Here is a 12,708-nt window from a genome sequence, read left to right on the forward strand (position 1 = left end):
TATGGAAATTAATACGTCGAATGAAACTTATTTTGGTATTGATTTAGGAACAACAAATACTGTTGTATCGAAAGGAAATGTATTGTTTAATGGATTAATACAGTCTCAGATAATTCAAATTATGCAAGTTGATGAAAATAAATGTCCTACGACTGAGTTTATATTGCCATCGGTACTATATGTAGATGAAAATGGAAAAGAATATGTAGGTAAGATTGCCAAAAATATAAAATCGCAAGCTTCAAAGAAAGTATTGTATAATACAAAACGATATATAGGTAGTAACAAAACATGGTTATTAGGTAATTCAGAGTATACAGCTAAAGAAGTAGCTAAACAGATGCTTAAAACTTGTAGAGATTCTATGAAAAGATATAATCAAGGAAAGGAAGTAGAAAATGTAACTATAACAGTTCCTGCATCTTTTAACACTGATCAAATAAAAGATACAAAAGATGCTGCACTAGAAGTCGGTTTTAAAATTGTAAATCTTATACCGGAGCCAACATCAGCTCTTATCGATTTTATAAATGAACAATCTAATTTAATAGAAAATCAGAGGCAAGTAAATCTTTCTAAGCCAACAAGAATATTAGTTTTTGATTTAGGTGGAGGAACATGCGACATAGCTATAGTTGATGTAACTCAAGAAGGAAGAAAAGTTGAATTTACTGAAGTTGCAATAGGTAGATATGATGAATTAGGTGGTATCGATTTTGACAATAAAGTAGCGCTAATTAAATTAAATGAATTTTTAAATTTATATAATTTAGATTATCATTTATTAAATAAAGAAGATAGAGAGCGTATGGTTAGACATTTAAGAATATTTGCTGAAAAAGCTAAAGAAAGAATATCTTCAGATTTAGAAATGAATTGTTATTTTGGAGAAAGTTTTGACCACTATATAATGAATTTTTATGGAGAAGATCCAGTTCAATTTTGCATAAATAAAGAAGAATATGATGAATGCATAGAAGAGTTTTTTATAAAATCTAAATATAGTAATAAAAGATCAGATGAAGAAAATAAAAAAAATATAGTTGATCCGATTCTAAATACCTTAAGAGATTATAATATAAGTAAAGAGAGTATTGATTATTTATTTTTAACAGGTGGAATGACTAAATACCAAGTAATCAAGGATAAAATAAGAAATATTTTAGAATTAAAAGATGATCAAGTCATTAATTCTACAGATCCTTTAAGTTCAGTTGCAAAAGGGGCAGCTATATATGATTATTATGAAACTATAATAAATAGAGTACAAAGATATCCAATTGAAAATGAATATAATGAAGAGGTAAGTATAACAGAAGAGAAAAAATTTGAATTAACTAGGGTCTTAGCTGAGGCTATAATGATTGATGTAAAAGAAGGTTTACCAGTTGTAATCATTAACTCAAATCAGGAAGTACCTTATGAAGGCAAGTTAAAGGGAGCATTAAAAACAACAAGTCCATCTGGGGTAGAGATTAATCTTTATGCTGGTATAGATCAGTACGATTCTAAGATGAGAATTCAAAGAAAATATAAAGCATATTTTAAAACACCTAAAAAACCAGGAACTCCAATTGATATAGATTTTTCTATAGATAAAGATAAATATTTAAGACTGTCTGTAGATGTAGATGGTGAAAAGATAGAGCTAAAGCAAGAAGTAGATTTAAAAGAAAAGGATGCAATGTAAAGGGGGGATTTTTGTGATATTAAAAAGCTTAGAAGATCTAGAAAACTATAAAAATAGTATAAGTATCCCAAAATCTTTCATTAGTTTAAAGGATATAAATGAAGTACAGATGAGTGGTGGAGAAAGTACAAATACATGTAATAATAAATTATTTTACTGGAATTTTGAATCATATCATATAGAAGGATTAGTTAAGATGTATGAAAAATTAAATATAGGAAATATAAATAATGGAAAGCTACATGAATTAGAATTAGATTTAAAGTATATTGCACAAGAAATGACAAATGAAAAGACATGTCCAATTGAAGCTATTTTATATACTTCTAAAGTAATTAATAGTCTAATAGTAACAAATAACTCATTAATAGAAACTATAGGTACTGTTATATCAGATATATATAAGAAAAATATATGCCAAGAATATAAAGATACTATTATGTTTATATTGGAAGAATGGTCATGGGATTATCAAATTATGATACTTATAAATGCTTGTGGAAAAATAAAAGATACAGATTTACTTAAAATTGTATATGATAGGCATACAAAAGGAGATACAAGGCTACAAGCATTAAAGGCATTTATGAGTGATAATAATGAAATTTGTATGGATTATTCATTGAAGTTAATAAGTTTAACTCAAGAAGCTGATAATACTGAGGTTCAAATGGCTAAATACTTTATACATAATTTTACAAAATCATTTGGAAAAGATTCGATAAAAAAAGCTGAAGAATATTTAGAAATGCCTAATATAAATAAACAAGCAAGAAAAATAATAAGTAGAATTATACCAAGCTGTAAAACTAATGAAAATGTTACACTAGATACAATGATTAAGAAAGCTAAAAATTGGGATGTAGATAAAGACTTTGAAAGTTGTTTTTTATCATGGATGAACAATAATGCTACAAGAAAAAATGCATTTTTAGCAATAAGATATTCGAATTCACCAAGAGTAGAAGAAATTATAGTTGACATTTTAAGTAAATATAACTGTAATTCTATAGAAATTGGTACAGCGTTGGTAACATTAGCACAATGGGCTTCTAGAAAAGGAGCAAGTAAACAAGTATTAGATTTAATAGAACAAAACAAATATGATACAACTAAAAAAGTTTATTGCCATGCGGCTATGTGTAGCCTTGGAAAAGAAGAGGATTCTATTGATTTAGTAAAAGAATTTTTAGAAGAAAATTATTATGATAGTCGTCAAATATTTTCTATGATAAGAGATTGTGCATATAAAAGTAGTCAATTATTAAGATACTCAATAAAATCAGTATACGATGAATATTTAAGCAGTGATGATGAAGAAAAAGTTATAAAAGCTATAAATGGTGCTTATGAACTATGTGACAAGCCAAAATTTAATTTCAAAAATATAACATTAAATATGATAAAAGACTATATAGGAATAAATAAAAAAACATATAAAAAATTTTCTGATGAAGTTTATACATCACTTTTAAATTTAGTTGAAAGATTGCTTAATGATAAAAATAAAGATGAATTTATAGATATACTATTTTTTATTATAGAAAATGAAGAGTGCAATAAAAGACTTAAATTTAAAGCGATTTCTATGTTAAAAAGATTAAGTGTAGATCCGCCGAAATAGTTATGTATAAATATAAAGATATTATACTGACAGAATCTAACGTTGAAAAAATAGAGCAAGATATATACTATACATTAGAAAATTATAATATAGCAGAGATAAAAAATTTAAAAGAAATAGATTGTTTTGTTGAAAATGTATTATATATACAAAAAGGCAAAAATGATTTTTTAGAAGTTTTATCTTATATAAAATATAATTTAGGTGAGTATTTATTGGCATTTCAATATGGATTACAAAGTTTTAATTTTAATCAAAATAGCACAGGGATAATATATGCTACATTATCCCTTTTAAATTTAGGATTATATAGTCAAGCACACTTTACTTTTATAAACAATAAAGAAAAAATAATAGATATCATAAACTCAAACAAATCACAACCAGATGATATTATAAATATATTGATATACTTTGGAGTAGATATAACTTTAATCGATGACATTCAAAGTAATATAGAAAATTTAAAAGATAAGAGAAAAAAATATTTATATATTTTAATAAATTTAATTAGAGATAGAAAAAAAGATATTTTTAATGATGGAAAAAATAATATACAAGAACGACATTTAAAATCATATAGAAATGAGATGCTAGATATATCAAATATTTTACTAGAACTAAATTTACCTACTTTATCTGATTTATGTAGTTTGATTTTAGAATTTAAAGAAGATGAAATAGACTTTTATAAAATGTTACCTTGTGATAATCTTGAAACATACATAGGCAAGGTATTACTAGAATCTATAGATATTAAAGAGAGTGAAATTAGATATATACCAAAAAACATATCTAAATATGATTTTAAGGATGATAATGTTGAAATAGTTAGCTATAAATCAAAATCATTAGTTAGTATGCATTTGTTAAGAATTAATGATGAATATCTAATAATTGATTGTGGAGCTCACATTAATAATTTGAAATTAGAAAAAATAAATATCGAAAACTTTATAAATGAAAATGAAATTCCTAGAGAAAAGATTAAGTCAATTATAATTAGTCATGCACATTTAGATCATTATGGTAGTTTGGATGTTGTTCAAGAATATGTAGATGAAATATATATGACTAAAGACACTTATAACATAATAAATATCGTAGCAAAAACAATAAATATAGATGAAAGTAAGGTTAAAATAAAAAAAGATTATGATATATTTAAAATTGGAAATTTAAATATTAAATTTTTCCCTACGAATCATATAAAAGGATCTATAGGGGTTTGTGTAGAGTTTAATAATAAAAAAATTGTTTACACAGGTGATTTTTCATTTAATAGACAATGTACTACTCAATATATAGATCAAAATAATTTTTATGAGTTTAAAGATGCAGATTACTTAATTATGGAGACTACTTGCGGATACAAAGATATAGATCTTCCATATATATACAATAAAAAACTATTTACGTATTTTGTAGACTTATCAATAAAAAATAATAAGAAGGTAATTGTTCCATCATTTTCAGTAGGAATAGCACAAGAATATTATGAGTTAATTAATAACAGTACAATAAAAGCTAATGTACTTGTAGATGGATCAGCAACAAAGGTTAATGAATATTATAATAAAGTAAAAAATAATGTAATTGCAAATAATCAACTAAATTATAATAAAAGAAAAAGCATAGAGGAAAAGTATTATGAAAATGATATTATAATAGTAAGTTCAGGCCTAATTAATGATATTAGTTTAGCAGAAAAGTATTTTAATCTAGCATTAAATGATAAAAATATGGTAACAATCTTAAAATGTAAGACTATAGGCAAGAATTTATTAGAGCGTAAGCTAAATGCTTATGATTCTATATCTATAAATCTTGTTGATATTACCTTATCATCTCATGCAAATTATGAAGATTTATTAAAAACGATAAATATGATAAAACCTGAAAACTTAATAATGGTTCATGGTAAAGGAATAAAATTGTATGATGATTTATATAATGTTTAAATAATAAAAATAAGAGGGTTGATGCTATGCTTAATTGGGAATGGACGTTTGCAGATGATTTTGAAAATAGTGAGAAATGGAATGATGCAAGAATATACATGTATAAACAATGGAGTATAGAGAAGTATAATATAAAAAAGCTATTAAGAACAAGTTTTTTATGTTGGGCTATATCTATAGATCAGGGAGATTTAGTCGACAATAAAGATATTGATAAAGATGAATTTAAAAAAATACTAGATGAATTATTTGACTTTGGACTTAAGTTTTTTAGAAACGAACCTGACTTTTTATGGGTATATGGATATATGATGACGTTAACTCCTATATTATTTGGTGATGAAAATTTATTTGAACAAGTCGGAAAACAATGGAAGTATGAAGCGTATATAAAGTCTAACAATAATGATATAATAAAGTGTATATTTTTAGAAGGTTTAGATGATGAAAGTAAAAACAAATTAGGTTATAAGCAACTTTGTAGAGAGTTAATTCCAACTATAGAAAATATATTTAAAGGAAATGGATATATGCAAAAATATTTTAGAAGTTTATTATTAATAGATATTTTAGCTAAAAGTTAAAAAAGTAGCAATTAAAATTGCTACTTTTTTTATCTTCTTCTTTTTTTAGGATGTTTTGTTTTATTAGAGTATATAGATGAATTATATTTTTTTCTTTTTTTAGATTTTTTTCTTAAAATAATAAGTAAAATAAAAATGACTAATGCACCTAATCCAGCTAAAGCCAGTTTGACAGCTGACATAATTGCTTTATTTTCTGTTATTATACCAAATATGCTGTTTACATTATCTTTAGCAACTAAATTTATTGTATGTTCTAATTTATCTCCATTAGATACTTCCAAAACTCCTACTTTATCCCCTTTATGAATAGGTAAATCAATTTTGTCTAATTTGATATTTGTAGTATAATCTTTTGGCTTAGTTCCATTAGGTAAAATTGTTTTATAACTATATTCTGGTTCATAGACTAATTCACCTTGCTTACTAAGTAAAACTTTTTTACTATTTGTAAATTTCTCTTTTTCAACTATAGTAGTTGTATAGTAATTCTCAAATCCGTAATCTAATAAAGTTCTAGAATCTAAATATAAGTTATTTCCATTAGTTTTGAAAACAGCAGATATGAGTCTCATATTATTTTTTACACCACTAGATAACAGGCATCTACCGGCATCATCCGTATAACCTGTTTTAATTCCATCAACGATATCATATTGAATATTTATTTCTTCGCCTTTATACTTGATTTTTTCATTAGAACTTAAAAATTTATTAGTATTTTTAAAGATTCTAGCATAAGGATATGCCTCAGTTGCTTCGAATGTTAAAGTTTTTGTTTTTACAATATTTCTGAAAACTTCATCACTCATAGCTTCTCTTGCCATTAAAGCCATATCATAAGCTGTAGTATAATGTTCTTTATCTGGTAATCCGTGTGGATTGTTAAAGTGAGTATTTTTAGCGCCTATAGCTTTAGCCTCTTCATTCATTAACTTTACAAATTCTGATTTGCTACCACTTACATATGTAGCAAGTACATAAGCAGCATCGTTAGATGAGTGAACTAAAAGGGCATTTAATAAGTCTCTCACTGTAAAAGATTCACCATTTCTTAAATACATACTAGAACCATCTATTGGTGGTAAATCTTTGATTTCTATTACTTGACTTAGATCTGGTACATGTTTTAATACAACATGAGCAGTCCAAACTTTAGTAGTAGAAGCAGGATAAAGTTTTTCATTTCTATTTTTACCATATAATACTTCCCCAGTTTCATAATCCATTAAAACCGCATATTTTGCAGTCAAATCAAGCTTTGTATTATTAGCAAATGATTTTCCTGTAGCCCCTAGCATAGAGGTGAAGACCATAAGAAATGCAACTAAAATTGATAGTCTTTTTTTCATTTAATAACCTCCAAATTTAAAACTTATATTTTAGTATAACATATTTTAGTCAATAATTAAAATGAAGGAGTGATTTTATTTTGAAGGCTATAATAAATGTTGGTGTAATAGTAGTTATAATTATTGTTGCTACGATAGGAATATTTTTTAGTGGAAATTTAGATATTAATGAAAATGTTAATGTTGTAAGTGAAAGCGAGCAAGAAAAAATTCAGCATGTAGACGGCAAAAATAATGATAAATTAGAAAAAGAAAAGGATATAAAAAATACACAAGAAAATACAAATATAGTTAAGGAGGTAACTATATTTGTAAGTGGAGAAGTTAATAATCCAGGAGTAGTAACTATCAATTCAGATAAACGTTTAGCAGATGCAGTTAATAAATTAGGTGGATTTACGCAGGATGCTGATTTAAATAAGATAAATTTGGCTATGAAGATAGAGGATGAAAAGCACTATATAATACCTAAAATAGGCGAAAATATAGAAGTATCTAGCAGTGAAAATAGTATAAATACGAAAAATGAAGAAAATAATTTAGTTAATATAAATGAAGCTGACATAAAAGAACTTGATTCATTACCTGGTGTAGGGGAAGCAACAGCGACAAAAATTATAAATTATAGGGAAGAAAAGGGAAAATTTAAATCTACTGAAGAAATAAAAGATGTAAATGGAATAGGCGACAAAAAATACGAAAATATAAAGGATATGATTACTATTAAGTAGAATTAGGTATTAATAAGTAATAAACTTAATAAATAAAATAATCTAATCAAATTAATAAATATTATAATAAAATATGATATTATATGTATGTAAAAGATAACTCAAGGAGATAGGCAAATGGATATTAGAAAAAAACTTACAGATATGACAACATCAGGTGGATGAGCGGCTAAAATAGGGCCAGAGGTTCTGGCTTCAGTATTAGCGCAATTACCTAAAAATACAAATACAGATAACTTATTAGTTGGATTAGAAACTTCGGATGATGCTGCTGTTTATAAATTAAATGATAGTAGTGCATTAATACAGACATTAGATTTTTTTACACCTATGGTAGACGATCCTTATATATTTGGGCAAATTGCAGCATCAAATTCATTATCAGACGTATATGCTATGGGAGGAACTCCAATAGTGGCAATGAATATAGTGTGTTTTCCGTCGTGTAATGATATGAATGTACTAGCCGAAATACTTAAGGGTGGATTTGATAAAGTAAAAGAAAGTGGTGCCCTATTAGTTGGAGGTCATACTGTTGATGATAAAGAGCCTAAATATGGTCTTTCGGTATCTGGAATAGTTCATCCTAATAATGTTTTATCAAATGCAACAGCTAAGATAGGCGATAAATTAATACTCACAAAACCTATAGGTGTTGGGATACTAAATACTGCTATGAAAGAAGGCTTAGTTGATGAGAAAATTGCTAAGTACGTAGTTGATGTTATGGTTCATTTGAATAAATATGCGGCAATGAGTTTTAATAATATAAAAGTTAATTCAGCAACGGATGTTACAGGTTTTGGACTTTTAGGACATGCATTAGAAATGGCTAAAGCTTCAAACGTAAGTATAGAAATAAATTCTAAAGAAGTTCCAGTAATAGAAGGAGCTATAGAAATGGCTAGCATGGGAATAATACCTGCTGGTATGTATAGAAATAAAGAGTATATAGGAAAAGATGTAGATACTAACAACATAAAAACTGAAATAGAAGATATATTATATGATCCTCAAACATCAGGAGGATTATTAGTTTCAGTTAGTTCAGATTTAGCTGAAAAACTTGTAGAAGATATGAAAAAAAATGGTTCTATAGAAGCTAAAATAATAGGGGAAGTAAAAGAGAAGCAAGATAAATATATTATAGTAAATTAAAATTTTAGATGCTCTCTAGTATGAAAAACCCAAAAATATTTGTATAAAAATAAAATATAAAACTATCAAAATGCCCATTCGTGTACTATTTGCGAATGGGCAATCTAATAAAATAATGAGAAGAGAGTGTGATAATTTTGGATAAGAAAAGTTTATTTTCAATGCTTCCATCAGTAGACGAAGTCTTAGGAATAAGTAAAATTGTAGATATATTAAAAGAGTATCCAAGGAGTTTGGTTTTAGAGTCAATAAGAGAAGCTATAGATTTAAAAAGAAAAGAAATAACAAACTTAAAGCAAGACGAATTAAATACATTTAATTTAAATAATGAAAAAATAATTGAAAATGTTTTAAATAGATTAAGAATAAATTATTCATTATCACTAAAAAAAGTAATAAATGCTACAGGTACAGTTGTTCATACTAACTTAGGGAGATCTTTATTAAGTGAAACACTTAAAGATGAGTTATGGGAATCTGCATCAAGATATTCTAATTTAGAATATAACTTGGATAAAGGCGAAAGAGGATCAAGATATGATCATTTAACTAATACAATCAAAAGACTTACTAAAGCAGAAGATGTATTAGTTGTAAACAATAATGCAGCTGCTGTTTTGTTAGTTTTAAGTACGTTAGCCAAAGATAAGGAAGCTATAGTATCAAGAGGTGAATTAGTAGAAGTTGGGGGATCATTTAGGATACCTAGTATAATGGAACTAAGTGGAGCTAAGTTAGTTGAGGTTGGAGCAACGAATAAAACGCATTTAAAAGATTATGAAAATGCAATAAATGAAGATACAAGTATACTTATGAAAGTACATACAAGTAATTATAGAATTCTTGGATTTACGGAAAGTATTGAAGTAGATGAACTTTCAAAGCTAGGTAAAAAATATGATATACCAGTTATAGAAGATTTAGGTAGTGGTGTATTTATAGATTTATCAAAATATGGATTGTCTTATGAACCTACCGTTTTAGATTCTATAAATAAAGGTGCAGATATAGTAACTTTTAGTGGAGACAAAATGTTAGGTGGACCTCAAGCGGGTATAATAGTAGGTAAAAAAGACTATATAGAAAAAATGAAAAAAAATCAGCTTACAAGAGCATTAAGAGTTGATAAATTAACAATATGTGCACTAGAATCAACACTTAGAATGTATTTAGATGAAGAAAAAGCAATAAAAGAAATACCTACTCTGAGAATGCTAACATATAAATTAGAGGAATTAGAAGAAAAAGCGAATAAATTATTGAATATGATAAATAAATTAAATTTAGATGCTGATATTTGGATAGAAGATGGGTTATCTCAGGTTGGCGGAGGGTCTATGCCTTTAGAGACTATAAAAACTAAGGTTATATCAATAACACCTAAAAATATGAACGTTTCAACATTAGAGAAAAAATTGAGATTAGGTGAGGCTAATATAATTGCTAGAATATACGATAATAAATATGTATTAGATGTTAGAACTATATTTGATGATGAATATGAAATCATAGTAAATGAATTAGGAAATGCTTTTAAATAAAGACAGTGATAGGGGGCCTTGGCATGAAAAATATAGTAATAGGAACAGCTGGTCATATAGATCATGGAAAAACAACATTAATAAAATCACTTACAGGAAGAGATACAGACACACTAGCTGAAGAAAAAAAGAGAGGTATATCTATTAATTTAGGGTTTACATATTTTGATTTACCTAGCAACAAAAGAGCTGGCATAGTTGACGTTCCAGGGCATGAAAAGTTTATAAAAAATATGCTAGCAGGTGCATCTGGATTAGATATGGTCTTACTAGTAGTTGCTGCAGATGAGGGTGTTATGCCTCAAACAGTAGAGCATTTAGATATACTTAGCTTTTTAGACACACAAAAAGGAATAATTGTTTTAACTAAGTGTGACACAGTAGAAGATGAATTTATAGAGTTGGTAAAAGAAGATATAATAGAAAAAGTAAAAGGTACATTCTTAGAAAATGCAGAAATTATACAAGTTGATTCTGTATCAAAAAAAGGAATTAACAATCTGATAAATAAAATAGATGAATTAAGTGATGAGATAGATGGTAATAATGAAAATTCGCCAGCAAGATTAAATGTGGATAGAGTATTCTCAGTTAAAGGGTTTGGAACGGTAGTTACAGGAACTTTAATAGAAGGTACAATTAGTATAGATGATGAACTACAAATATATCCTACACAAATTAATACTAAAATAAGAAGTATTCAAGTTCATGGTGAAAGTGTAGATATGGCATATGCAGGTCAAAGAACAGCTATAAATATATCTAATGTAAAAGTTGAAGATATCCAAAGAGGAGATGTATTAGCAGCTAAAAATTCTTTAGAAGAAGCAATGATGTTAGATGTTAGAATTTCCTTAGTTAATCATGGAGAAAAAACACTGAAGCATTGGGATAGACTTAGACTTTATCATGGAACAAGAGAAATACTTTGTAGAGCAGTTCCATTAGATAAAGAAGTTATAGACTCAGGAGAAAGTGGTTTTGTTCAATTGAGATTAGAAGAAAGTATAGTTGCGAAAAAGGTAGATAAATTTGTAGTTAGATATTATTCTCCTATGGAAACTATAGGTGGTGGAATTATAATAGATACAGCCCCTAAAAAACATAAAAGATTTGATAAAAAAGTTATTGAAGCTCTTAAAATAAAGGAAAAAGGAGAGCTAGAGGATATATTAGAAGAATATCTAAAAAGATATTTAAATAATTATCCAAGTAAAAAAGATATAATGAGCTATAGTGGAGAGAGTGAACAAAACGTAGATATGGCATTAGAAAAACTAATAAATAGTAATAAAATAGTACTAATTAACAATATGTATATGCATAATAGTCAATATGAAAATTTAAAGGAAGAGTCAATAAAACTATTAAACCAATATCATAAAAAATATAGGCTTAGAAAAGGAATATTAAAGGAAGAGTTTAGATCTAAAATAGAAAGTAAATTTAAAACAAAAGAGATGGATATGTTAATTGATAAATTTTCAAAAGAAAAAGTATTAAAGGTTAGCGATAATTTAGTTTCTATCTATGATTTTGAGGTGGTATTTAATAATAAACAAAAAGAAATAAAAGAGAATATAAAATCTAAATTAGATAAATCTGGAATAGAAACTCTTTTAACTATAGATGATATATGTAATAAAAATGTGTATTATGAGGAAGTACTGGAAGCTATGATAGGTTCAGAAGTAGAACAATTAGATGAAAAATATATTATAAGCAATAACTTATATAATAAATTGAAGAAAGAAATTATTGAATATCTAAAAGAAAAAAAAGAAATTACTTTAGGAGAATACAGAGATTTATTAAATTCTAGCCGTAAAAATTGTATGATAATATTAGAAAACTTTGATAGAAATAAAATAACCAAAAGAGAAGAGAATAAAAGAATATTATACTAAATTGTAGAAAAAAATATAAAAAATTCAATAAAAGTGATATAATAAATCTGTAAAATACCAAGTTAAGTATAAATAGGAATAATATACATAGCTTGGTATTTTTAGTTTACAGAAGGATAAAATTATTTAATTATATAAATATTTTATTTTTACACAAAAG

Annotated in this window: 9 protein-coding genes; 8 read left to right on the forward strand and 1 reads right to left on the reverse strand. The window is 26.3% G+C overall.

Going from position 1 to position 12,708, the window contains the following annotated elements:
* Position 1 precedes the first annotated feature (1 nt).
* The 4 genes from NWE74_RS15285 to NWE74_RS15300 are packed head-to-tail and all read left to right on the forward strand — an operon-like array spanning position 2 to position 5,859.
* A complete protein-coding gene (locus NWE74_RS15285; protein ID WP_258243833.1) occupies positions 2 to 1,690 on the forward strand; it encodes an Hsp70 family protein in 1,689 nt (562 codons plus the stop codon).
* A gap of 13 nt (positions 1,691 to 1,703) precedes the next feature.
* Entirely contained in the window at positions 1,704 to 3,314 is a 1,611-nt protein-coding gene (locus NWE74_RS15290) for a hypothetical protein (protein ID WP_258243834.1), read from the forward strand.
* Between the two features lie 2 nt (positions 3,315 to 3,316).
* The gene (locus NWE74_RS15295) at positions 3,317 to 5,275 is read left to right on the forward strand and encodes an MBL fold metallo-hydrolase (RefSeq protein WP_258243835.1); all 1,959 of its coding nucleotides are present in this window, start codon (positions 3,317 to 3,319) and stop codon (positions 5,273 to 5,275) included.
* A 26-nt stretch (positions 5,276 to 5,301) separates the two neighbouring features.
* Entirely contained in the window at positions 5,302 to 5,859 is a 558-nt protein-coding gene (locus NWE74_RS15300; protein WP_258243836.1) for a hypothetical protein, read from the forward strand.
* Between the two features lie 29 nt (positions 5,860 to 5,888).
* Here the strand turns inward: NWE74_RS15300 and NWE74_RS15305 are convergent, their stop codons facing one another.
* Positions 5,889 to 7,211: a D-alanyl-D-alanine carboxypeptidase family protein gene (locus NWE74_RS15305; protein ID WP_258243837.1), complete on the reverse strand. Its 1,323-nt coding sequence runs from the start codon at positions 7,209 to 7,211 to the stop codon at positions 5,889 to 5,891.
* A gap of 80 nt (positions 7,212 to 7,291) precedes the next feature.
* Here NWE74_RS15305 and NWE74_RS15310 point away from each other — a divergent pair, with 80 nt between their 5' ends.
* The 4 genes from NWE74_RS15310 to selB all read left to right on the forward strand — a co-directional run bounded on the left by NWE74_RS15310 (position 7,292) and on the right by selB (position 12,548).
* Entirely contained in the window at positions 7,292 to 7,942 is a 651-nt protein-coding gene (locus NWE74_RS15310) for a helix-hairpin-helix domain-containing protein (protein ID WP_258243838.1), read from the forward strand.
* A 117-nt stretch (positions 7,943 to 8,059) separates the two neighbouring features.
* Entirely contained in the window at positions 8,060 to 9,100 is a 1,041-nt protein-coding gene (gene selD, locus NWE74_RS15315; RefSeq protein ID WP_258243839.1) for a selenide, water dikinase SelD, read from the forward strand.
* A gap of 161 nt (positions 9,101 to 9,261) precedes the next feature.
* Positions 9,262 to 10,641 carry an L-seryl-tRNA(Sec) selenium transferase gene (selA, locus tag NWE74_RS15320; protein WP_258244479.1) on the forward strand — a complete coding sequence of 460 codons (1,380 nt, stop codon included), beginning with the start codon at positions 9,262 to 9,264 and terminating at the stop codon, positions 10,639 to 10,641.
* A 23-nt stretch (positions 10,642 to 10,664) separates the two neighbouring features.
* Entirely contained in the window at positions 10,665 to 12,548 is a 1,884-nt protein-coding gene (selB, locus tag NWE74_RS15325; RefSeq protein ID WP_258243840.1) for a selenocysteine-specific translation elongation factor, read from the forward strand.
* Positions 12,549 to 12,708: the final 160 nt, after the last annotated feature.

Origin of the sequence: Romboutsia lituseburensis (assembly GCF_024723825.1) — a bacterium.
In the GTDB taxonomy this organism is placed as follows: domain Bacteria; phylum Bacillota; class Clostridia; order Peptostreptococcales; family Peptostreptococcaceae; genus Romboutsia_F; species Romboutsia_F lituseburensis_A.

Excerpts from the sequence above, each read along its gene's own strand:
- NWE74_RS15285 (WP_258243833.1), top strand. The coding sequence starts at position 2 with ATGGAAATTAATACGTCGAATGAAACTTATTTTGGTATTGATTTAGGA.
- NWE74_RS15295 (WP_258243835.1), top strand. The coding sequence starts at position 3,317 with ATGTATAAATATAAAGATATTATACTGACAGAATCTAACGTTGAAAAA.
- NWE74_RS15300 (WP_258243836.1), top strand. The coding sequence starts at position 5,302 with ATGCTTAATTGGGAATGGACGTTTGCAGATGATTTTGAAAATAGTGAG.
- NWE74_RS15305 (WP_258243837.1), bottom strand. The coding sequence starts at position 7,211 with ATGAAAAAAAGACTATCAATTTTAGTTGCATTTCTTATGGTCTTCACC.
- selA (WP_258244479.1), top strand. The coding sequence starts at position 9,262 with ATGCTTCCATCAGTAGACGAAGTCTTAGGAATAAGTAAAATTGTAGAT.
- selB (WP_258243840.1), top strand. The coding sequence starts at position 10,665 with ATGAAAAATATAGTAATAGGAACAGCTGGTCATATAGATCATGGAAAA.